Annotated in this window: 22 protein-coding genes; 14 read left to right on the forward strand and 8 right to left on the reverse strand. The window is 68.7% G+C overall.

Annotation, left to right across the window (positions count from 1 at the left end; all coding sequences use genetic code 11):
• Positions 1–177: 177 nt before the first annotated feature.
• Positions 178–753, reverse strand: coding sequence for a copper chaperone PCu(A)C domain-containing protein (locus G6N58_RS10830; protein WP_068919472.1), 576 nt, complete (start codon positions 751–753; stop codon positions 178–180).
• Between the two features lie 305 nt (positions 754–1,058).
• On the opposite strand from G6N58_RS10830, the gene carD reads away from it, so the two are divergent.
• The 6 genes from carD to G6N58_RS10860 all read left to right on the forward strand — a co-directional run bounded on the left by carD (position 1,059) and on the right by G6N58_RS10860 (position 6,103).
• A complete protein-coding gene (gene carD, locus G6N58_RS10835; RefSeq protein WP_068914712.1) occupies positions 1,059–1,547 on the forward strand; it encodes an RNA polymerase-binding transcription factor CarD in 489 nt (162 codons plus the stop codon).
• A 2-nt stretch (positions 1,548–1,549) separates the two neighbouring features.
• Positions 1,550–2,212 (forward strand): 2-C-methyl-D-erythritol 4-phosphate cytidylyltransferase, encoded by a 663-nt coding sequence (gene ispD / locus G6N58_RS10840; RefSeq protein ID WP_068914713.1) that lies wholly within the window; start codon positions 1,550–1,552, stop codon positions 2,210–2,212.
• Positions 2,209–2,694, forward strand: coding sequence for a 2-C-methyl-D-erythritol 2,4-cyclodiphosphate synthase (ispF, locus tag G6N58_RS10845; protein ID WP_115278703.1), 486 nt, complete (start codon positions 2,209–2,211; stop codon positions 2,692–2,694). The genes ispD and ispF overlap by 4 nt, the downstream gene beginning before the upstream one ends.
• Positions 2,695–2,716: 22 nt before the next feature.
• Entirely contained in the window at positions 2,717–4,126 is a 1,410-nt protein-coding gene (cysS, locus tag G6N58_RS10850; RefSeq protein ID WP_068914715.1) for a cysteine--tRNA ligase, read from the forward strand.
• 2 nt (positions 4,127–4,128) lie between these two features.
• Positions 4,129–5,070 (forward strand): 23S rRNA (guanosine(2251)-2'-O)-methyltransferase RlmB, encoded by a 942-nt coding sequence (gene rlmB / locus G6N58_RS10855; protein WP_068914716.1) that lies wholly within the window; start codon positions 4,129–4,131, stop codon positions 5,068–5,070.
• Between the two features lie 94 nt (positions 5,071–5,164).
• Positions 5,165–6,103, forward strand: a complete 939-nt coding sequence (locus G6N58_RS10860; protein ID WP_115281589.1) for a glycerophosphodiester phosphodiesterase — start codon at positions 5,165–5,167, stop codon at positions 6,101–6,103.
• Here G6N58_RS10860 and G6N58_RS10865 read toward each other — a convergent pair.
• From G6N58_RS10865 to G6N58_RS10880, 4 genes are read right to left on the reverse strand one after another with little or no spacing between them, the layout of a single operon-like run.
• Positions 6,100–7,338, reverse strand: a complete 1,239-nt coding sequence (locus G6N58_RS10865; protein WP_115281588.1) for an SLC13 family permease — start codon at positions 7,336–7,338, stop codon at positions 6,100–6,102. The genes G6N58_RS10860 and G6N58_RS10865 overlap by 4 nt on opposite strands.
• 8 nt (positions 7,339–7,346) lie before the next feature.
• Positions 7,347–8,267, reverse strand: a complete 921-nt coding sequence (locus tag G6N58_RS10870; RefSeq protein ID WP_115278702.1) for an MBL fold metallo-hydrolase — start codon at positions 8,265–8,267, stop codon at positions 7,347–7,349.
• 20 nt (positions 8,268–8,287) lie between these two features.
• Positions 8,288–8,965 (reverse strand): TIGR03943 family putative permease subunit, encoded by a 678-nt coding sequence (locus G6N58_RS10875; RefSeq protein ID WP_115278701.1) that lies wholly within the window; start codon positions 8,963–8,965, stop codon positions 8,288–8,290.
• Positions 8,962–9,942, reverse strand: a complete 981-nt coding sequence (locus G6N58_RS10880) for a permease (RefSeq protein ID WP_232067819.1) — start codon at positions 9,940–9,942, stop codon at positions 8,962–8,964. Before G6N58_RS10880 ends, G6N58_RS10875 begins: the two co-directional genes overlap by 4 nt.
• A gap of 47 nt (positions 9,943–9,989) precedes the next feature.
• Here G6N58_RS10880 and G6N58_RS10885 point away from each other — a divergent pair, with 47 nt between their 5' ends.
• Positions 9,990–10,271, forward strand: a complete 282-nt coding sequence (locus G6N58_RS10885) for a DUF1490 family protein (RefSeq protein WP_115278700.1) — start codon at positions 9,990–9,992, stop codon at positions 10,269–10,271.
• A gap of 3 nt (positions 10,272–10,274) precedes the next feature.
• Positions 10,275–12,434 carry a heavy metal translocating P-type ATPase gene (locus tag G6N58_RS10890; protein WP_115278699.1) on the forward strand — a complete coding sequence of 720 codons (2,160 nt, stop codon included), beginning with the start codon at positions 10,275–10,277 and terminating at the stop codon, positions 12,432–12,434.
• Here the strand turns inward: G6N58_RS10890 and G6N58_RS10895 are convergent.
• The gene (locus G6N58_RS10895; protein ID WP_115278698.1) at positions 12,418–13,176 is read right to left on the reverse strand and encodes a LamB/YcsF family protein; all 759 of its coding nucleotides are present in this window, start codon (positions 13,174–13,176) and stop codon (positions 12,418–12,420) included. The two genes, G6N58_RS10890 and G6N58_RS10895, sit on opposite strands and share 17 nt — an antisense overlap.
• Before the next feature lie 4 nt (positions 13,177–13,180).
• Positions 13,181–13,822, reverse strand: a complete 642-nt coding sequence (aztA, locus tag G6N58_RS10900) for a zinc ABC transporter ATP-binding protein AztA (protein WP_232067820.1) — start codon at positions 13,820–13,822, stop codon at positions 13,181–13,183.
• A 50-nt stretch (positions 13,823–13,872) separates the two neighbouring features.
• On the opposite strand from aztA, the gene aztB reads away from it, so the two are divergent.
• The 3 genes from aztB to aztD are packed head-to-tail and all read left to right on the forward strand — an operon-like array spanning position 13,873 to position 18,027.
• Positions 13,873–15,867, forward strand: coding sequence for a zinc ABC transporter permease AztB (gene aztB, locus G6N58_RS10905; protein ID WP_115278697.1), 1,995 nt, complete (start codon positions 13,873–13,875; stop codon positions 15,865–15,867).
• Between the two features lie 5 nt (positions 15,868–15,872).
• Entirely contained in the window at positions 15,873–16,781 is a 909-nt protein-coding gene (gene aztC, locus G6N58_RS10910; protein ID WP_115281586.1) for a zinc ABC transporter substrate-binding protein AztC, read from the forward strand.
• 34 nt (positions 16,782–16,815) lie between these two features.
• Complete coding sequence (gene aztD, locus G6N58_RS10915; RefSeq protein WP_115278696.1) at positions 16,816–18,027, forward strand: zinc metallochaperone AztD; 1,212 nt, start codon at positions 16,816–16,818, stop codon at positions 18,025–18,027.
• 6 nt (positions 18,028–18,033) lie between these two features.
• Here the strand turns inward: aztD and bluB are convergent, their stop codons facing one another.
• Positions 18,034–18,675: a 5,6-dimethylbenzimidazole synthase gene (gene bluB / locus G6N58_RS10920; RefSeq protein WP_115278695.1), complete on the reverse strand. Its 642-nt coding sequence runs from the start codon at positions 18,673–18,675 to the stop codon at positions 18,034–18,036.
• A 77-nt stretch (positions 18,676–18,752) separates the two neighbouring features.
• Between bluB and G6N58_RS10925 the strand changes: the two genes are divergently transcribed.
• From G6N58_RS10925 to G6N58_RS10935, 3 genes are all read left to right on the forward strand, one after another.
• Positions 18,753–19,745 carry a metal ABC transporter solute-binding protein, Zn/Mn family gene (locus tag G6N58_RS10925; protein WP_115278694.1) on the forward strand — a complete coding sequence of 331 codons (993 nt, stop codon included), beginning with the start codon at positions 18,753–18,755 and terminating at the stop codon, positions 19,743–19,745.
• On the forward strand, positions 19,732–20,502 hold the full coding sequence (locus G6N58_RS10930; RefSeq protein WP_163908074.1) for a metal ABC transporter ATP-binding protein: 771 nt from the start codon (positions 19,732–19,734) through the stop codon (positions 20,500–20,502). The genes G6N58_RS10925 and G6N58_RS10930 overlap by 14 nt, the downstream gene beginning before the upstream one ends.
• Before the next feature lie 65 nt (positions 20,503–20,567).
• Positions 20,568–21,377, forward strand: a complete 810-nt coding sequence (locus G6N58_RS10935) for a metal ABC transporter permease (RefSeq protein WP_115281585.1) — start codon at positions 20,568–20,570, stop codon at positions 21,375–21,377.
• The last annotated feature ends 8 nt before the right edge of the window (positions 21,378–21,385 follow it).

A 21,385-nucleotide genomic window follows, 5' to 3' on the forward strand; every position in this document is an offset into this window, starting at 1 on the left:
GCTGGCACTCCGAACAGCGGTACTGCGAGCGCGCCTTGGTGCCACCGGTTTTAGCCACGGCGTGACCGTATCCGCTGGGTCCGACACATCAGGTGTCGGACACGCGTGGCCGTGAAGCTGATGCCGGTGGGCCGGCCCGCCCTCCCCGGCTCCTCGGTCGCCGCATCGGCGACCGACCTAGTGCCCGCCCTCGTGGCTCTCGCCCGGACCGACGCCGGTGGCCGCCTGCCGTCCGGCGTTGCCCGCCGAGATGGGAACGTCGAGCACCTTGTCGCCGGCCCGCTCGAAGGTGAACGTGAACGGGTACGTCAAACCATTGCTGATGGGCTCGGAGAGCGCCACGGTGGCCTCGGCGCCGTCGGCGCTCTCCTTGAGCGCAGCCAACTCCTCGACACCATCGGGCATGCCCACCTCGAGCAGGCCGTTGGGAGCGATCTCGGTGTTGCCGGTCAGCGTCACCGTGCCCACGTCGGAGGTGATGCGCACCAGACGATCGGCGGTGTCGGGCGACTGGTTGGTGGCGGTGAAGATCAGGTCGACATCGGTGCCGGGTTCCAGTGCGTCGGTGGTCTGCACGGCCTGGATGTGCACGTTGCGCAACGTCACGCTCTCGACGGTGCCGCCGGTGCCGTTGATGGCGGGCTCCTGGGTGGCCACCTGTGAGATCTGGCCTGCGCCGCACCCCACCAGCGCGGTGACGGCGCACGCCGAGAGCAGGGAGATCCCGAAGGTCTTCTTGATGGTGCTGTCCATCGGCACTGAGAGCCTCCTGCTGCTGGCCGCCACGAGATCGTCTACGGATGTCGACTATGCAGAGTAGTAGGTGCGCTCACGCGGCGGTAGCCAAGGGTTCTTCCGCGCTGTTCACGATCACCTGACGGGCATTGCTGAACTCCTCCGGGGCCGACACGCGGACCGCCCGCCACGCCGCCCCGTTGCACGGTTTCTGGCCGCTGTCAACCCCCTGTGGCGGCGGTTGTGCCCCCTGACCTGCACCGTTGGAACACGCGTGCTTCGCTGCCGTGCTATCCTGGCTAGGCGAAAGGGGCTCGAAACTGATGATTTTTAAGGTCGGAGACACCGTCGTCTATCCACACCACGGTGCTGCATTGATCGAGGCGATCGAAACCCGGACCATCAAGGGCGAGCAGAGGGAATACCTCGTTCTGAAGGTCTCCCAGGGCGATCTCACGGTTCGTGTTCCCGCCGACAATGCTGAGTACGTCGGGGTGCGTGATGTCGTCGGACAGGAAGGTCTGGACAAGGTTTTCCAGGTCCTGCGTGCGCCTCACACCGAGGAGCCGACCAACTGGTCGCGTCGCTACAAGGCCAACCTCGAGAAGCTGGCGTCGGGTGACGTGAACAAGGTCGCCGAAGTGGTTCGTGATCTGTGGCGCCGCGATCAAGAACGCGGTCTGTCCGCCGGTGAGAAGCGCATGCTGGCCAAGGCCCGGCAGATCCTCGTCGGTGAGCTGGCGCTCGCCGAGAACACCGACGACGCCAAGGCAGACATCATTCTCGATGAGGTTCTGGCCACCGCGTCCTGACGGTGTCCACTGTTGCGATAGTTCCGGCCGCCGGTTCCGGTGAACGGCTGGCGGCCGGAATTCCCAAAGCCTTTGTCCATCTGGGCGGGCTCACCCTGATCGAACGGGCCATCACGGGTCTGCGGGAATCGGGCGTGGTGGACGCCGTCGTGGTGGCGGTGCCACCCACCCGCACCGACGAATCGTCGCTGATCCTCAAGCATCCGGACTTCGACGTCCGCGTGGTGGCCGGTGGTGCCGACCGCACCGAATCCGTCCGTGCCGCGCTCGACGCCGCGTCGGACGCAGATCTGGTGCTGGTCCACGATGCCGCCCGTCCACTCACACCGCCGGCGCTGATAGCTCGCGTGGTCGAAGCCCTCCGGGCGGGACACACCGCCGTGGTGCCCGCGATCCCGCTGGCGGACACCATCAAGGCGGTCGACGCCAACGGCGTGGTGCTCGGTACCCCCGAGCGCGCAGGTCTGCGTGCGGTGCAGACACCCCAGGGCTTCAGCGCCGACGTGTTGCGTCGCGCCTATGGCCGTACCGGTGCCTTCACCGACGACGCCTCCATGGTCGAGAGCATCGGCGGTCAGGTACAGACGGTCCCGGGGGATCCGCTGGCCTTCAAGATCACCACGCCGATGGACCTGGTGCTGGCCGAGGCCCTGGTGGGCGCGTGACGATCCCCAGAGTGGGTTTGGGCACCGACGTGCACCCCATCGAGCCCGGTCGGCCCTGCTGGCTGTTGGGCCTGCTGTTCGACGGCGCTGACGGCTGCGCCGGCCATTCCGACGGCGACGTGGCCGCCCACGCCCTGTGCGACGCGCTGCTCTCGGCGGCCGGGCAGGGCGACATCGGCGGCGTGTTCGGCGTCGAAGATCCCCGCTGGGCCGGGGTGACGGGCGCGGCCATGCTGCGCCACGTGCGCACCCTGCTGTCCGAAAACGGCTACCAGATCGGCAATGCCGTGGTGCAGGTGATCAGCAACCGTCCCAAGGTCGGCCCGCGCCGCAACGAGGCGCAACGGCTGCTCTCCGAGCTGTTGGGCGCGCCGGTGTCGGTGTCGGCCACCACCACCGACGGCCTCGGGCTCACCGGTCGCGGCGAGGGGATGGCCGCGGTGGCGACCGCTCTGGTGTTGCCGATGACGGCCGGGGCGTAATCGGCCGGTAAGCTGGCACGTCGTGACCGGCCTGCGACTCCACGACACCATGACCGGTGCCGTGCGTGACTTCGCCCCGGTGCGCGAGGGCCACGTCTCGATCTACCTGTGTGGCGCCACGGTGCAGGGGCTGCCGCACATCGGGCACGTCCGCAGCGGGGTGGCCTTCGACGTGCTGCGGCGCTGGTTGCTCGCCAAGGGCTTCGACGTGTCCTTCATCCGCAACGTCACCGACATCGACGACAAGATCCTCACCAAGGCGGCAGCGGCTGGACGGCCGTGGTGGGAATGGGCGGCCACCCACGAACGGGCGTTCTCCGCCGCCTACGACGCGCTCGGAGTGCTACCGCCGTCGGCCGAACCCCGGGCCACCGGGCACATCACCCAGATCGTCGAACTGATCGAGCGGCTGATCGACGGCGGACACGCCTACACCGGCGCCGGTGACGTGTACTTCGACGTCATGAGCTTCCCCGAATACGGTGCGCTGTCCGGGCACCGCGTCGACGACGTCCATCAGGGCGAAGGCGTGGCCACCGGCAAGCGGGACCAGCGCGACTTCACCCTGTGGAAGGGCGCCAAACCCGGCGAGCCCGCCTGGCCGACGCCGTGGGGGCGCGGGCGCCCGGGATGGCATTCCGAGTGTGTGGCGATGGCCCACGAGTACCTGGGTGCCGACTTCGACATCCACTGTGGCGGCATGGATCTGATCTTCCCGCACCACGAGAACGAGATCGCGCAGGCGCGGGCGGCGGGCGACGGTTTCGCCCGGTACTGGCTGCACAACGGCTGGGTCACCATGGGCGGCGAGAAGATGAGCAAGTCGCTGGGCAACGTGTTGTCCATTCCGGCTGTGCTGCAACGCGTCCGGCCCGCCGAGCTGCGGTATTACCTGGGCAGCGCGCACTACCGTTCCATGCTCGAGTTCACCGAGGTGGCGCTGCAGGACGCGGTGAAGGCCTACACCGGCATCGAGGATTTCCTGCACCGGGTCCGCACCCGGGTGGGAGCCGTGGTCCCCGGGACCTGGACCGAGAAGTTCGCCGCCGCACTCGACGACGACCTGGCCGTGCCGATGGCGCTGGCCGAGGTGCACAGCACCCGCGCGGACGGTAACCGCGCGCTCGACGCCGGTGATCACGACGCGGCCATGGCGGCGGCCACCTCCATCCGGGCCATGATGGGCATCCTCGGCTGCGACCCCCTCGACGAGCGTTGGGAATTGCGCGACGAGACCTCGGCCGCGCTGGCCGCGGTGGATGTCCTGGTGCACTGGGCGCTGGCCGGCCGCGCCGAGGCCAGGGCGGCCCGCGACTGGGCGGCTGCCGATCAGATCCGGGACCGGCTCAAGGAAGCCGGCATCGACGTCACCGACACCGCCGACGGCCCGCAGTGGGCCCTGTTGGACGGCAACCGAAAAGAAGAGGTCTAGAGGTGGCGGGCAACTCGCAGCGGCGCGGCGCAATCCGCAAAGCCGGAACCAAGAAGGGCCCCACCGTGGGCTCGGGCGGTGTTCGCCGCCGGGGGCTCGAAGGCCGTGGCGCGACGCCGCCGGCCCACGAACGTCCCAACCACCCCGCCGCCAAGCGGGCCAACAAGGCCGCCCGATCGGCGCAGGGGCGGCAGAAGAAGACCGACGAGACCGAGATGGTGCTCGGTCGCAACCCGGTGGTCGAGTGCCTGCGGGCCGGGGTGCCCGCCACCGCGCTGTTCGTGGCACTGGGCGCCGACGCCGATGAGCGGCTCACCGAATCCGTCACCCGCGCAGCTGATTCCGGCATCCCGATCCTGGAGGTGCCGCGCACCGACCTGGACCGGATGAGCACCAACGGGCTGCACCAGGGCATCGCCCTACAGGTGCCCCCGTACATCTACGCCCATCCCGACGACATGCTGCGCAACGCCAAAACCGACGTGCATCCCGCGCTGCTGGTCGCGCTGGACAACATCTCCGATCCGCGCAACCTCGGCGCCATCGTGCGTTCGGTGGCGGCCTTCGGCGGGCACGGTGTGGTGATCCCGCAGCGCCGGTCGGCATCGGTGACGGCCGTCGCCTGGCGCACCAGTGCCGGGGCCGCTGCCCGGTTGCCGGTAGCCCGCGCCACCAATCTCAATCGGACACTGAAGGATTGGGCCGACGCCGGCCTCACCGTCATCGGCCTGGATGCCGAGGGTGACACCACGCTGGACCAGCTCGATGCCACCGGCCCCACGGTGGTGGTCGTCGGGTCCGAAGGCAAGGGTCTATCACGGTTGGTGCGCGCACACTGCGACGCCATCGTCTCGATCCCGATGGCCGGCCCCACCGAATCGCTGAACGCCTCGGTGGCCGCCGGCGTGGTGCTTGCCGAGATCGCCCGCCAGCGCCGCAGTTGAACTTCCGGTGACATCTGTCCTTCGTAGTGCTCTCCGGCGCTGAACGCCGCTAACGTCTCAGGGTGTGCGCACTTTCGCCGCAGCGGCGGCTCTGATGTTCGCGGTCTCCCAGGCGCCGGTGGCGTCGGCGGATCCGGGGGAATTCGATCTGCAGTCCCACCGCGGCGGTCGGGGGGAGACCACCGAGGAGTCCCTGCGCGCATTCGCCAAATCACTCGAACTCGGTGTCAGCACACTGGAACTCGACATCGTGGTCTCCGCGGACAACCAGCCGATGGTGTGGCACGACCCGATGATCCAGGCCGACAAGTGCGCCGATACCGCGCCGGCGTTCCCCGGTGACCCCGCCTATCCGTACGTCGGCAAGCTGGTGGTGGATCTGACCACCGCGCAGCTGCGCACCTTGGACTGCGGCAAGCTGCTGGCGGCGTATCCCGATGCCGAAGTGGTGCACGGCAACCGGATTGCCACCTTGCCCGAGGTGTTCGCGCTCGCGGACTCCTACGGGGCGCAGGTCCGCTACAACATCGAGACCAAGGTGGAGGCGGATGCACCGGAGAAGTCGGCGCCGCCGCAGCGTTTCGTCGAGGTGATCCTGGCTGCGGTGCGGGCGGCGAACAAGACCCCGTACGTCGAGATCCAGAGCTTCGACTGGCGCACGCTGCCGATGGTCCGGGCCGCGGATCCCACGATCCCGCTGGTGGCCCTGTGGGACGACACCACCTGGGTGCCGGGGTCGCCGTGGCTGAACGGGGTGGATCCCGCGGTGGTCACCGACCCGATCGAGGGTGTGCTGGCGGTGGGTGCCGACGTCGCCTCACCCAATTACAAGCTGGTAAACGCCGCCCTGATCCAGCGGGCGCACGCGGCGGGGTTGACGGTGGTGCCGTGGACGGTCAACGACGCCGACTCGATGAACGCGCTGATCGACCTGGGCGTCGACGGCCTGATCACCGACTACCCGACGCTGTTGCGTCAGGTGATGGCCGAACGAGGCATGCCGCTACCGCCGGCCTACCAGCGGCGCACCTAACCCACTCCGAACACCGCGACCGAACCCCAGAGCGCCAGCACGGCCAGCACCAGCGATGCCGGCACCGTCAGCAGTCCCAGCAGGCTGAACTCGACGGCGTTGGTGCGGGCGCCGCGGTCGGTCAGAACCCGGCGCCACAACAGGTTCGACAGCGAACCGACGTAAGTCAGGTTGGGTCCGATGTTGACCCCGATCAGCACAGCCAGCACCGCTGCGGGCCCGGCCGGCATCACCAGCGGCAGCAGCACCAGCACCGCGGGCAGGTTGTTGACCACGTTGGCCAGCACGGCCGCCACCGCGGCATACGCCAGTAGTGCCGCCAGCCCCGTTCCCGACGGCAACACCCGCTGCATGGCCGATTCCAGACCGGCGGCCATCACGGCCTGCACCACCACGCCCAGTGCCAGGACGAAGGCCAGGAACGGCACATTGGCCGACCGGAGGATCCCGGTCAAGGTGCTGCGCTTCTGGGCCAGACTGCGGGCCCCCAGCACCAGGACACCGGCCAGCGCCGCCCACACCGGCTCCACCCCCAGGAACGAGGTGGCCGCGAACCCGGCCAGCGTCAGCCCCAGCACCACCAGGACGAACACCGGCAGCTCGGGTTTGTTGACCGGGTCGGTCTGCGGCACCGGGGCCAGGTCCTTGCGCAACGCCAGCCGCAGCAGCACGTACTCCGCAGCCACGGCCACCACCCAGGGCGCGGCCATCAACAGGGTGAACTGCACGAAGGACAGGTCGAGCACGGCGAAGGCCAGCAGGTTGGTCAGGTTCGACACCGGCAGCAACAGCGACGCGGTGTTCGACAGGTGCGCGGTGGCGTAGGCATGCGGGCGTGCCGGTACCCGCAGGGTCGCCGCGGTGGCCAGCACCACCGGGGTCAGCAGCACCACCGTGGCGTCCAGCGACAGCACGGCGGTGGTGGCCGAGGCGAGCAGGAAGACCTGCCCCAACATGCGGGTCGGCGCGCCGGCGCTGGCCCGGGCCATCAGCGCCCCGAACGCGCCGAAGAGCCCTTCGTCGTCGCAGAGCTGCGCCAGCACCAGCACCGCGGCCAGGAACGCGACCACCGGCAACAGCCGCTCCGTCTCGGCCAGCGCGTCCTCGGTCGAGACGGCGCCGATCAGGATCAGCAGCAGCGCGGCAGGGACCGCGGCCACCGCCTCTGGCCAGCCGCGGGGCCGGGCGATCGCGAACACGAGCACCAGGATCAGCAGCGCTGCCGACAGCAGCAGGGTGCCGGTCACGCCCAGGGGTCCTCGCGGCGCCAGACCGTCGGCAGGTGCAGGCTCACTCCGTCGGTGTCGGCCAGCGCCCGCAGCACCCGTATCGAGCGATCCAGGTCGTCGGCGGCAAAAGGCAACGCCCGCAGTGGTTTCGACAGCGGACGGAAGAAATCATCCCAGTGGATGCCGATGACGGTGCGCGCACCCACCGCCCGGACGGTGTGTTCCCAGTAGTCGCGCAGGTAGTTCTCGGGCAATACGCCGAGCTGGCCCACCCCGAGGTAGGCCACTTCGGCGCGCTGCCCGGTCAAGGCTCCCGGCGCGAAGCCGGCGCTGCCCTGGATCAGCAGGCGGCGCCCGGTGGGCTGATGCGTCACCACCAGAGACCAGGCTTCGCCGCATCGGTAGGCCGATGCCCGTGCCGGGGCGCGCAGCGGCGCGGTGATGACACCGGGAAACCGGTCCGGGGGACAGTGCTGCGACGCGATCGGGGTCACCGCAAAACTGCCCAGCTCCACCGCGACGCCCGAGGAGACGATGCGGATGCGGTCTTCGGGCAGGCCGTACCCGCGGCCGATGTTGGCGGTGGATTCGCCGCCGACCAGTTCGGCTCCGGTGCGCTGGGCCACCGCGGCGCTGTCGAGTGCATGGTCGAAGTGAGTGTGCACCGGCAATACCGCGTCGAGGCGGCGGATACCGGCGCGAGTCAGACAGCCCTCGATGCGGGGAGTCGACGGCGCGATCCGGCCCAGCCCCACCCGGGCCAGGCTGGGCCGGGAGAAAAAACCGTCGGTCAGGATGGCCGAGGTGCCGTCGTCCACCAGCAGCGTCGAGACGCCCAGCCAGGTCACCGACAGCGGTGCCCGCGCGGATGCGGTAGGTATGTCGAACATCGCGGCATGTCCCGTGATCTCGGGCCGGCCGAGTCGAAGTCGCACCGGACAGACTGTATAGGCCGTCAGGACGCGTACGGATTCGGTGGCGTCTCGATCTGCTCGACGGAGTCGATCTGCAGTACCGGGCCGGGCTGGACCGCGCCTTCGACCCGCAACCAGGTGTCGTCCGGGTGGCTCGCGGCGGCGCCGGCGGCCGGGCCGACGAGGCGAAGCCGGGCCAGCTGGGCATCGGCGGCGCAGCAGATGATCACCACTCGACCGAGGTCCACGCCGTCACCGGTGTGGAGGACAAAACCGGAAACGGATATCCGGCGCCCGTCCAACGTGCCTGCGCTGTCCTGCGCCACCCGCATCAGCACGTCGGGGACGCTGACATCCGGCGCCGGGCCAGGTGGCAGCGCCGGGAACGGGTGGCGGACCGCGGCGGGGGTGACTGAGGCGGTGGTGTCGACGGCGTGCGCGCCGATGGGAGGCGGGCTGACGAACAGCAGCACCACCACCGGTACCGCCAGCAGCCAGAGCATCCGCGACGGGTGGTCGTGCTGGTGCCGGGGTGCCCCGCCGCGGCGGATGTCGGCGACGATCGCGAACACCGCCAGCAGGATGACCACCATCGAGCCGGTGAGCAGCCAGGGCAGCATCGAAGGTTTGACGTAGCGGGTGTACGTGCCGGACCCGATGATCAGCACGCCGCTGACACCGACCAGGAGCAGCAGTACGTTCTCGGTCTCGCGGTTCATCCGACAACCACCAGGCCCACCGCGGTGGCCACGGCGGTGGCCACCAGGAACGTCGTGGGTGCGAATCGCACCGCGAAAGCCCGTCCGAACATCCCGGCCTGCATGGCGAACAGCTTCAGGTCGACCGCGGGCCCCACCACCAGGAACACCAGGCGCGGCACCAGCGGCAGCATGGACAGGCTGGCGGCGACGAAGGCGTCGGCCTCCGAGCACAGCGACAGCACCACGGCCAGCACCGCCATGGTCAGGATGCCCAGCAGCAGTTGCCCGGCCAGGTGGTCGTAGACCCACGCGGGAACCAGCACATGCAGCAGCGCCGCGGCCAGTGCTCCCAGTACCAGGTAGGCCGCGGCCTGCAGGAAGTCGTGACGGGCCGCCTCGACGAACACCGTGGTGCGGGCTGACCCGGGAGCGCTGACGGTGGGTGGCCGACGGGTGATCCACCCGGGACGGCCCCAGCGTGACCAGAGCAGCCCCATGATCACCGCGGTCAGTAGGGACGCGGCGCACCGGGCTACCACCATGGCCGGATGGCCGGGAAACGCGACCGCGGTGGACACCAGCACCACCGGGTTGATGGCCGGCGCGGAGAGCATGAACGTCAACGCGGCCGCACCCCGCCCGTCGTCGCCGTACAGACGGCGGGCCACCGGAACCGAGGCGCATTCACATCCAGGCAGAGCGGCACCGCCGATGCCCGCCGCCAGCACGGCGGGGGCCGTGCGCCGTGGCAGCCAGCGGGCGACCACCTCGGGGGTGACGAACGTGGCCACCAGCCCGCTGATCACCACCCCGAAGGCCAGGAATGGCAGCGCCTGCACAAACACCCCACTGAAGACGGTCGCGGCGGTGGCCAGGCGGGGCCGCTCGCGCACGATCTCGTGCAACACGCCGCCGGTCAGCGCGGCCACCAGCAGTCCGCCGATCAGCAATGTCATCGACAGGTTCCCGGAGCGGCTGCCCGTGCGCGTCGACATGGAGGTAGGTTATTGGTAATCGTTGCCAACTTCCTGAGGAAGGTGCCATGGTCTTGTCCGGTTTTCTCGGCAAAGCTGCATCCACGGTGGTCACCGGGGCCGTCGGGGTCGCGGCCTACGAACTGGTCCGCAAGGCCGTCGCCACAGCGCCACTGCATGAGGCGGCGGTGACCACCACCGCGGCGGCGCTGCGCGGCGCGCGCAAGGTTGAAGAGGGCGCCGAGGCTGCGCGCTTGAAGGTGGCGGACGTGGTAGCCGAGGCCAAGGAGCGCATCGGTGAGGAAGTCGCCCCGCCCGCGGTGGCCGTCGAGCACGACCACGAACACTGACCTGTGCCGGACCTGACACTGCTGTCCGACGCAGCGGGCCGACTGCGCGTGCAGGTGCCTGCGCTGCGGGGCGATTCGCTGCGCGCGGTCGCCGTCGAGGACGCCGTCGACGAGGTGGCCGGGGTACGCACCGTGCATGCCTATCCACGCACCGGTTCGGTCGTGGTGTGGTACTCACCGTCGCGATGTGACACCGTCGCGGTGCTGGACACCTTGCGTGCGGCGATGACCGTCGACCGGAACCTGGTTCCGGCCCGCACACCGCGCTCGGCCGACATCCGTAACGGTGACGTGGTGCGGATCGCACTCGGCGGTGCGGCGTTGGCGCTCTTGGGTTTCCGGCGCTACGGCCTGCGCCGTCCGCCGCTGCTGGGCCCGGCCAGCCGCACGTTCGCCGCCGGTGTCACCATCGTCACCGGGTATCCGTTTCTGCGCGGGGCGCTGCGGTCGCTGCGCGGGGGCAAAGCGGCGGGTACCGATCTGTTGGTCTCGGCCGCGACGGTCGCCAGCCTGGTGCTGCGCGAGAACGTGGTGGCGTTGACGGTGCTGTGGCTGCTCAACATCGGTGAATACCTGCAGGACCTGACGTTGCGCCGGACCCGCCGCGCCATCGCCAACCTGCTGCAGGGCAACCAGGACACCGCGTGGACCCGGCTGTCGGACGGCGCCGAGGTGCAGGTACCCATCGATGCGCTGCGCGTCGGTGACCACGTGGTGGTGCACGAACAGGTGGCGGTTCCGGTCGACGGGCACATCATCGACGGCGAGGCCGTGGTGGACCAGTCGGCGATCACCGGGGAGAACCTGCCGGTCACGCTCACCGCGGGACACACGGTGCACGCCGGCTCGGTGCTCATGCGTGGTCGGCTGGTGATCGAGGCGGTCGCGGTGGGACGCGACACCACCATCGGCAGGATCGTCAGCCGGGTCGAGGAGGCGCAGCAGCATCGCGCGCCGATTCAGACTGTGGGAGAAAACTTCTCGAGGCGGTTCGTGCCGGCGTCCTTTGTGGTGTCCGGGATCACCCTGCTGCTGACCGGGGATGTTCGCCGGGCCATGACGATGCTGTTGGTGGCCTGCCCCTGCGCGGTGGGGTTGTCGACGCCGACCGCGATCAGCGCGGCCATCGGCAACGGCGCCCGGCGCGGCATCCTGATCAAGGGCGGCGCGCACCTCGAAGAGGCCGGCCGGGTGGACGCCGTTGTCTTCGACAAGACCGGCACCCTGACCAATGGCCGACCGGTGGTCACCAACACCGTGAGCTTCCACGATGATTGGCTGCCCGAGCAGGTGCTGGCCTACGCCGCGAGCTCGGAGATCCATTCCCGTCACCCGCTGGCTCAGGCAGTCATCAGGTCCACCGAGGAACGACACATCGCCATTCCGCCGCACGAGGAGTGCGAGGTGCTGGTGGGTCTGGGAATGCGTATCCAGGCTGACGGCCGGGTGCTGCTGCTGGGCAGTCCGGCGCTGTTGGCCCGGGAGAACATCGACGTCTCCATGGACGCGCAAAACTGGGTGCACCGTTTGCGCGGCGAGGCGGAAACGCCGCTGTTGTTGGCCGTGGACGGTGTGCTGGTCGGACTGATCAGTCTGCGTGACGAGGTGCGAACAGAAGCCAGGCCGGTGCTGGAGGCGTTGCGGGCCAAGGGAGTCGAGCGCATTGTCATGCTGACCGGTGACCACGCCGAGACCGCCCGCGCAGTGGCCGCAGAACTCGGTATCACCGAGTGGCGTGCCGAGGTGCTGCCCGAGGACAAACTGGACGCGGTCCGGATGCTGCACGACGAGGGTTACGTCGTGGCCATGGTCGGCGACGGCATCAACGACGCACCCGCGCTGGCGGCGGCCGACATCGGCATTGCCATGGGTATGGGCGGAACCGACGTCGCGGTGGAGACCGCCGATGTGGCGCTGGCCGGCGACGATCTACGCCGCTTGCTCGACGTGCGGGCCTTGGGCGGGCACGCGGTCGAGGTGATCCGGCAGAACTACGCGATGTCGATCGCGGTCAACGCCTTCGGCTTGTTGCTCGGCGCCGGCGGGGGTCTGTCGCCGGTGATGGCCGCAATCCTGCACAACGCATCATCGGTGGCAGTGGTGGCCAACAGTTCCCGGTTGATCCGCCACGAGCTGGCGGCGCCGGTCACACGAACGGGGTGATCTGCACACCCGCGGCGGTCAGCCGCTCCCGGACGGCGTTGGTGATCTGCACCGCGCCGGGCGAATCCCCGTGCACGCACACCGATTCGGCGTTCACGGTGGTGGTGGTTCCGTCGATGGCGGTGATTGTGCCCGTTTCAATCAGGGCGAGAACACGGTCGGCGATCTCGGCCGCGTCGTGCAGCACGGCACCGGGCTCACGACGGGACACCAGCCGGCCGTCCGGGGTATAGGCACGGTCGGCGAAGGCCTCGGGCACGGTGCGCAGACCCAGGCGCCGCGCCTCCTCCAGAAAGGCCGAGCCGGGTAGTCCCAGGACGGCCAGAGTGGTATCCAGTGATGCCACCGCTTCGGCCACGGCGCGTGCCTGCTCGCGGTGGCTGACGATTGAGTTGTACAGTGCACCATGTGGTTTGACGTAACTCACCGATGACCCGGCGGCGCGTGCCAGCGCGTCGAGCGCTCCGATCTGGTACACCACCTCGGCGCGCAGGTCGTCGGCCTCGACGTCGATGAACCGTCGGCCGAAGCCGGCCAGATCGCGATAGCTGACCTGCGCGCCGATGCGTACCCCCCGGCCGGCGGCCGAGCGGCAGGTGCGTGCCAGCCGCGCCGGATCGCCGGCATGGAAACCGCACGCGACGTTCGCGCTGGTCACCAGGGCCAGCATGGCCTCATCCTCACCGAGGTCCCAGACCCCGAAGCCCTCGCCCAGGTCTGCATTCAGATCAACCGATTCCACTCCGTCAGGGTAGGCCCGACGGCACGATCACACCGCGATCAAGGCGAATGCAGCATTCGCACTCCTGGGCCAAGTCGAGGTCATGGGTGGCGGCCACCACCGTGCTTCCTGCCGCAATGAGCTCGCGGATTCCCTCCAGGACCTTCGCCTTGGACTCGTCGTCCACGCCGGTGGTGGGTTCGTCGAGCGCCACGATCGGGGCCTGCTGGGCGAACGCCTGCGCCACCAGCGTGCGCTGGCGTTGCCCACCGGACAGCTCACCGATGCGGCGACGACGGAGGTGGCCGAGGTCGAGAGTGGCGATCCAGTGATCGACAATCTGGCGGTCTTCGGCGGTCGGCCGCCGCAACAGCCCCAGCTTGCCCCAACGCCCCATCATGACTGCCTCTGCCACGGTGATCGGGAACACGTCGCTGACCTTGCTGTGCTGGGGAGCCAACGCGACGTCCGCGTTGCGGTGCACTCGCCCGGCCTGCGGGCGAAGTACCCCCGCCAGCAGGCCCAACACGGTCGACTTTCCAGAACCGTTGTGTCCCAACAAAGTTGTGGCGCTACCCGCGACGATATCGAGCGAGAAATCGGAAAGCACGGGGGCGGCGCCGTAACCGAACGACACTGATTCGAACGAAATGGGAGTTGTATTCATGCACGCTTACTTATTGGAAACGATTGTCATTACTATCTAAAGTCTAGCCAATGCTTGGCTTGCTCACAGAACCGTTCAGTTCTGCGCTGGTCCGACAAGCGCTCGTCGCCGGCCTCATCGCCACGGCCATTTGCGCCATTGTCGGCACCTGGGTGGTGCTGCGCGGATCGGCTTTCCTGGGAGATGCCATGTCGCATGGGGTGCTGCCTGGTGTGGCGCTGGCGTCGCTGCTGGGAGGCAACATCGTCGTCGGCGCTCTGATGGCGGCGCTGGCGATGGCCTACGGGGTATCGGCACTCGGAACGTCGACTCGGCTGTCTCCCGATACCACCATCGGTCTGCTGCTGGTCGGCATGCTGGCGTTGGGCGTCATCGTCGTATCGCACTCCCGGAGCTTCGCCACGGACCTGACCGCGCTGCTGTTCGGTGATGTCCTCGCCGCCACGAACTCCGACATCATCGGGTTGGCGGTGGCGCTGGTGGTGATCGCCATGACTGCCTTCCTGGGCCGACGTGCGTTCATCGCTGCCACCTTCGACAGCCGCAAAGCGGCAACGCTGGGCCTGCGCCCCACTGTCGCACTGGCCACTCTCACCGTCCTCATGGCATTGGCCATCGTGGCGTCCTTTCAAGTGGTGGGCACGCTGTTGATGCTGGGTCTGCTGGTGGCCCCGCCGGCCGCAGCGATCCTGTGGGCCCGCAGCGTCCCGCAGATCATGTTGGGAGCGGCCGTGATCGGTGCGATCTCGGTGATCGTCGGACTGGTCATCTCTTGGCACGCGGCCACCGCCGGAGGTGCCACGATCGCGATCACCGCCGTGGCGTTGTTCTTCGTCTCCCTGGCGGCCACAGCGCTGGCCCCTCGGGTGCGCAAGAGCTCGGCCGCTGCCGCAACTGCCATCGTCGCCGTGGTCGGACTGGTCGGCTGTAGCAGCCCTGAACAATCACCGGCCCCCGCGCCGGAAGGCGCCGAGCACAATCTGGACTCGGCAGGCACCGTCGAGCTGGATGGCGCGCCCACCCGGTTGATCGTCGTCGATTCCGGCACCGGCGCCGCCGAGGTGCTCGACGCACTCGAGGAGACCGGCGCGCCGCTGGGTGAATTCGGCCCGATGGAGAACCTCGTCGGCGACGGCCGCTTCGGTTACCTGCTCGGCCGCAGCGGGGTGGCAGTGGTGGACTCCGGGGCATGGACCTTCGACCATGGCGACCACAGTCACTACTACGCCAAGCCGCCGGCTGCTCTCGGTGACAGCAACGTCGGTGCGGTCGCCGTGGCGGCCGACACCGACCGCGTTGCGCTGCGTTCGGCCGACGGCAACGTGGTGCTCTGGGACCGGGAATGGTTGGAGGACGGGGAGATCCGCTCGATGGACGGCCCCCCGGTCGAGGGCGCCCGAGTGGCGGTGCCCTACCAGGGCGTGCTGGTGGTCGCGACCGAAACCGGAGAGCTTCTCGCAGTCGATGACGATGGCACCGCAGCTCCGTTGCCGGTCCGCTGCGAGCAGGCCGGTGGCGTGGCGACCACCCGCACCGCCGTGGTGCTGGCATGCCGCGACGGGGCGGTCCGGGTCAGTGGTGATGAGGATCTTCCGCAAGCCGCACTGATCCCGTTCCCGGCCGGCCAGACACCCGCACTGCCCCTGCTGACGAACCTCGGCAGCGAGGGGACGGTCGTCGGCCTGTCGGGCGAGCAGCTGTGGGCGCTCGACAGTTCGCGAGCGATGTGGAGCTCTGTCGAGGTGCCTGATGCGGTCGCGGCCAATTCTGTCGGCGATGGGCACGCGCTGGTGCTGACCCGCGACGGCATGCTGAGGACCGTCACCCTGGCGGACGGTAATCAGGTCGCCGAGCTGCCCTTGTTCGCCGGTGGTGTGTCCATCGATGGGCCCATGCCGGTGATCGAGGTGGACAGGGAGCGTGCCTACGTCAACAACGCTGCAGCGCAGGCAATCTACGAGATCGACTACCGCGACGGATTGCGGCTGGCCCGCACGCTGACCACAACGGTGACGCCCGATCTGATGGTGGAGACCGGCCGGTGAACCGCATGCCCATAGCGGCGCTCGCGCTCTCCCTTGCACTGACCGGCTGTGGCGCCTCGGGCGGGCAGGATGACGGTGCGGCGCACATCGTCGTCACCACCAACATTCTCGGCGATGTGGTGGAGAACATCGTCGGTGACACCGCCGACGTCACGGTGCTGATGAAGCGCAACGCCGACCCGCACTCTTTCGAGTTGTCGGCCCAGGAGGCCGACGCCACGTCGCAGGCCGACCTGATCGTCTACAACGGCCTCGGGCTCGAAGAGGGAGTGCAGCGACACGTCGATGCCGCTGCCGGCCGTGGCGTACCCACGCTGGCCGTGGGTGATCACGTGAGCGCCATCAGCTTCGCCGACGGAGACACCGCCGGCGCGCCCGACCCGCACTTCTGGACAGACCCGGACCGCATGATCGCCGCAGTCGATGCCATCGAGACTGCGCTGATCGAGGAGTTGCCGGACGCCGACACCGAGCAGATAAGCACGAATGCCGACGCGTATCGGGCTCGACTGCAGGAGCTCTCGGCGGACATGGAGGAACAGTTCGCCGCAGTTGCGCCAGAACGTCGTCGGTTGGTGACCAATCACCACGTGCTCGGCTACCTCGCTCAGAGGTACGGCTTCACGGTCGTCGGCGCCGTGGTTCCCAGCGGCACCACGCTGGCCTCGCCGGCGCCGTCTGATCTCGAGTCACTGTCCGGTGCCATCCGGGACGCCGGTGTGAGAACCATCTTCGTCGACACCAGTCAGCCGGACCGGCTGGCCCGCGCCCTGGCCTCGCAGTCTGGCATCGACGTGTTCGTGGTGTCGCTGTACAGCGAGTCGCTGGACGAACCGGGCACCGAGGCCGGGACGTACATCGACATGATGACCGCCAATACGAAGACCATCGTCGAAGGACTCTCGGCGAACTGAAACAGGCTCGACCACAACTAGATAGGAGCGATACATGGCAACAGCGAAACAGCTCGCGCTCACCTCGAGCGCGGTGCTGACCGCACTCGTGCTGGCCGGCTGCAGTGGGGGAGGCGGCGCCGAGCAGGCATCGGAGTCCCCCGCCGCCGACGGTGCGGCCTCCGAGGCGCCGGCCGAGTTGGCCGTCAACGAGCCGGTGGTGGTGACCTACGACGGCGGACTTGCCGTACTGGACGGCGAGACTCTGGAGGTCAAGAACCAGATTCCCATGGACGGGTTCCTCCGGATCAATCCCGCAGGTGACGAGGGGCATGTCATGGTGTCCACCAGCGAGGGCTTCCAGGTCCTGGACGCCACTCGCGCCCAGCTGACTGACGTGGTTTTCCCGGCGCAGGAACCCGGTCACGTGGTGCCCCACGGTGAGACCACCGCATTGTTCGCCGACGGTACCGGCGAGGTGACGCTGATCGATCCGCATGATCTGTCCGAGGCAGAGCCGGCCACCGAGAAGTTCACGACGCCGAGCCCCCACCACGGTGTGGCGGTGGTCCTCGAAGACGGCACCCGGGTGCTCAGTGAGGGCACCGAAGAGGGGCGAACCGGAGCCGTCGCGTTGGATGCCAACGGTCAGCAGGTCGCCAGCAGCAGTGACTGCCCGGGACTGCACGGGGAGACGGTGGTGGCTGACGAGACCGTCGTGTTGGGTTGTGAGAACGGGCCTTTGGTCTTCAAGGCAGGGGAATTCACCAAGATCACCGCTCCGGACGCGTACGCGCGTAGCGGAAACCTGCGCGGGTCCGCTGAATCGCCGATCGCACTCGGCGACTACAAGGTGGACCCCGACGCGGAGCTGGAGCGGCCGGATCAGTTCGCCCTGATCGACACCACCACCAACCAGCTCCGGGTTGTTCCGTTGCCCGAGGGGGTCAGCTACTCCTTCCGGTCCCTGGCCATGGGGCCGCATGCCGAGCCGATGATCCTGGGCACCGACGGCAAGCTGCACGTCTTCGACGCAGGCACCGGTGACGTGGTGCGCAGCATCGACGTGGTGACGCCGTGGACCGAGCCGGATGAGTGGCAGCAGCCGATGCCGACCGTCTTCGTCCGCGGCCATGATGTGTACGTCACCGACCCTGCCTCCAGTGAGATCCACGTCGTCGACGTCGAAACCGGCGAGGTGACGCAGACCGCGCAACTCCCGGTCACTCCGAACGAACTCAGTGGCCCGGTCGGCCACGAGCACTGACCGACGTCAGTACCGGTTCTCGGTGACGAACTCATCGAGCGGCCGCCCGAACGCCCAGTGATCGATTTCCAGCGCTGGGCGTTCGGGAAACTCCGGCACCGGACCGAGGCACAGCACCGCCACCGGTTCGGCGCCATCGGGGATGCCCAGCAGCTCGGCCAGCCGCTGCGGGTCGAACAGCGAAACCCAGCCCAGTCCAAGGCCTTCCACCCGCGCCGCCAGCCACATGTTCTCGATGGCGCAGGACACCGAGGCCAGGTCCATCTGCGGCAACGTGCGTCGGCCGAACACGTGGCGCGGCCGGTCGTCGCACAGCGCCACTACCAGCAACTCGGCGCACTCCAGAATGCCCTCGACCTTCAAGGCCATGAACTCGTCGGACCGTTCACCTAGGGCGTCGGCGGTCAACTGACGCTCCTCGTCGACCAGCCCGTGAATCGCGCGGCGCAGCTGGTGGTCGGTGATCCTGATGAACCGCCACGGCTGCATCAGTCCGACGCTCGGAGCCGCATGCGCTGCACCCAACAGCCGCGCCAGCACGTCGTCGGGCACCGACGCCCCGGGAACGAAGCGGCGCATGTCGCGGCGTTCGGTGATGGCGCGGTACACCGCGTGGCGCTCTTGTTCGGTGAAGACATGCTGGCTCACAGCACGAGGCTAGTGACGGGGCGGTCAGCCGCAGCTCCGACTGGCTTAAATGAATTGGTAACCGTTATCGTTACCGCATGACTTGTGTGAAAGGACTGCTGGCCGCGGCCGTGCTGGCTGCGCCCTTCGTCCTGGCCGCCTGCTCGGGCGGCGGCGACAGCCCCGCCGACACCTCGGCGCCCGCAGCAGCGCCGGGCGACTGCCCGGTCAGCCCGGTGTCCGTGGTGGTCAGCGTGGACCAGTGGGGCGACATCGTGTCCGATCTCGGCGGCGCCTGCGCCGACGTCAAGACCGTGCTGGCGTCGTCGTCGGTGGACCCGCACGATTACGAACCGTCCCCCTCGGATGCCGCCACCTTCGAGGGCGCCCAACTGGTGGTGATCAACGGCGGGCACTACGACGAGTGGGCCACCAAGCTGGCCGCCACCTCAGCGCCCGACGCGCCCGTGATCGCCGCGCTGGCGGAATCCGGTGAGGATCACGCCCACGAGGGTGACGAGCACGGTGAGGGCCACGACCACGATCACGGCGAGGAGGGCGTCAACCCGCACGCCTGGTACAGCCCCACCGCGGTGATGACCCTGGCCGACTCGGTGACCGCCGAATTGGGCAAGCTAGCACCTGAGGCCGCGGACTACTTCGAGGACCGCCGCGAGCAGTTCACCACCGACATGGCGCCCTACACCGACCTGGTCGCCAAACTCGAGGGCGAAGTCGGCGGAAAGCGTTATGTGGCAACCGAAAGTGTCTTCGATGACATGGCGGGGGCAATCGGACTGGTCAACGTCACACCGCCCGGGTACCAGGCGTCGTCGGCCAACGAGACCGATCCGTCGCCTGCCGACCTCCAGGCCGTCCTGAGTCTGCTGGACGCCAAAGGCGCCGACGTGCTGGTCTACAACACCCAGACCGAGGGATCGGTACCCGAACAGATCCGCGCCGCGGCAGAGAGCGCGGGCGTCCCGGTGGTCGATGTCACCGAAACCGTGCCGCCGGGCACCGACTCGTTCGAAGCTTGGCAGGTGCAACAACTCGAAGCCCTGGCCGAGGCTCTTGGTGTCCAGTCCTGAACCGGCGCTGTCGTTCGACGATGTCAGCGTGGTTCGCGGGGGACGCCTGATCTGGTCCGAAGGCACCTTCGAGGTGCCCGCCGGCGGGATCACCGCCGTGATCGGTTCCAACGGTTCGGGCAAGACCACCCTGCTGCAGGTGGTGCTCGGGCTGCTGCGGGTGGCCTCGGGCACGGTGCGGGTGCTGGGCCGCCCGCCCGGCCAGGCCACCGAGCTGATCGGCTACGTGCCGCAGAACTACGCTGCCGCGGCGGGTAACGCGATCCGGGCCGCCGACGCCGTGATGCTGGGTCTGATCGGCAACCGGTGGGGATTCGCCGCACCGTCGGCCGACCAGCGTCGCCGCGTCGCCGAGACCCTGGACGCGGTAGGAGCCGCCGACTTCGCCGGGCGCAGGCTCTCGGAACTGTCCGGCGGCCAACGCCAGCGGGTGGCCATCGCCGAGGCCTTGGTCAGCCGCCCGCAGCTGCTGATCCTCGACGAGCCGCTGGCCGCCATCGACCTGCGCAATCAGCGCGAGATCGTGCGGCTGCTGGACCGCATCCGGGACGAATTCGGTGTCACCATCCTGGTGGTGGCCCACGATCTCAACCCGCTGCTCGGGGTGCTGGACAGCGCCATCTATCTGCTCGACGGCCACGCGCACTTCGACAAGATGAACCAGGTGGTCGACGAGCAGTTGCTCAGCCACCTGTACGGGACCTCGATTCAGGTGGTGCACACCCCGCAGGGCGAGCTGTACATGAGGAGCGTCTAGTGGGCACCCAGGTGATCGCCCTGGGCTACCAGGAGAACTGGTGGGACATCCTCACCTCGGCCTTCATGCGCAACGCGCTGATCGGCGGCACCCTGGTGGCGCTGGCGGCCGGCCTGATCGGCTATTTCATCGTCGTACGCAACACCGCGTTCGCCGCGCACGCCTTGGCGCACATCGGGTTTCCCGGCGCCACCGGCGCGGTCCTGCTCGGGGTGCCGGTGACGGTGGGCCTCGGGGTGTTCTGCATCGGCGGGGCGCTGGTGATCGGAGCGCTGGGCAAGAAGGCCGACGAGCGTGAGATCGCTACCGGCACCGTGTTGGCCGCTGCCACCGGCCTGGGCCTGTTCTTCAGCTCGCTGGCCACCAAGAGCAGCAGCACCGTCACCAACGTGTTGTTCGGCAACCTGCTCGCGGTCACCCACGAACAGCTCATCGTCTTCGCGATCCTGGTGGCGGTGCTGGCCGTCACCATCGCCGCCATCTTCCGGCCGCTGCTGTTCGCCTCGGTCAACGCCGAGGTGGCCGAGGCCAAGGGCGTGCCGGTGCGCGCGCTGTCGATGGTCTTCATGGCGCTGCTGGGTCTGGCCATCACCATGGCCGTGCAGGCCGTCGGCACGCTGCTGCTGTTCGCGCTGGTGGTCACCCCGGCAGCCACCGCGATCATGCTGACCGCGCGGCCGGTGGTCGCAATGCTGGTCTCGACCGTGTTGTGCCTGCTGGCGGTATGGGCCGGCCTGGTGCTGTCGTCGATCTTCGATCTGCCGCCCAGCTTTGTCGTCGTGGCCATCGTGTGCACGGTGTGGCTGGTGGTGTGGTCGGTGGTGCAGCGCGCCGGCACGGTGCCGAGGGTCAAGCCCTCGGGTCACATGAACTAACCTCACAG

It is taken from the genome of Mycolicibacterium tokaiense (assembly GCF_010725885.1).
GTDB lineage: Bacteria > Actinomycetota > Actinomycetes > Mycobacteriales > Mycobacteriaceae > Mycobacterium > Mycobacterium tokaiense.

Excerpts from the sequence above, each read along its gene's own strand:
- G6N58_RS10830 (WP_068919472.1), bottom strand. The coding sequence starts at position 753 with ATGGACAGCACCATCAAGAAGACCTTCGGGATCTCCCTGCTCTCGGCG.
- carD (WP_068914712.1), top strand. The coding sequence starts at position 1,059 with ATGATTTTTAAGGTCGGAGACACCGTCGTCTATCCACACCACGGTGCT.
- aztB (WP_115278697.1), top strand. The coding sequence starts at position 13,873 with ATGCTTGGCTTGCTCACAGAACCGTTCAGTTCTGCGCTGGTCCGACAA.
- G6N58_RS10860 (WP_115281589.1), top strand. The coding sequence starts at position 5,165 with ATGTTCGCGGTCTCCCAGGCGCCGGTGGCGTCGGCGGATCCGGGGGAA.
- G6N58_RS10875 (WP_115278701.1), bottom strand. The coding sequence starts at position 8,965 with ATGAACCGCGAGACCGAGAACGTACTGCTGCTCCTGGTCGGTGTCAGC.
- G6N58_RS10885 (WP_115278700.1), top strand. The coding sequence starts at position 9,990 with ATGGTCTTGTCCGGTTTTCTCGGCAAAGCTGCATCCACGGTGGTCACC.
- aztA (WP_232067820.1), bottom strand. The coding sequence starts at position 13,822 with ATGAATACAACTCCCATTTCGTTCGAATCAGTGTCGTTCGGTTACGGC.
- G6N58_RS10880 (WP_232067819.1), bottom strand. The coding sequence starts at position 9,942 with ATGTCGACGCGCACGGGCAGCCGCTCCGGGAACCTGTCGATGACATTG.
- aztD (WP_115278696.1), top strand. The coding sequence starts at position 16,816 with ATGGCAACAGCGAAACAGCTCGCGCTCACCTCGAGCGCGGTGCTGACC.
- G6N58_RS10935 (WP_115281585.1), top strand. The coding sequence starts at position 20,568 with ATGCGCAACGCGCTGATCGGCGGCACCCTGGTGGCGCTGGCGGCCGGC.
- G6N58_RS10925 (WP_115278694.1), top strand. The coding sequence starts at position 18,753 with ATGACTTGTGTGAAAGGACTGCTGGCCGCGGCCGTGCTGGCTGCGCCC.
- aztC (WP_115281586.1), top strand. The coding sequence starts at position 15,873 with ATGCCCATAGCGGCGCTCGCGCTCTCCCTTGCACTGACCGGCTGTGGC.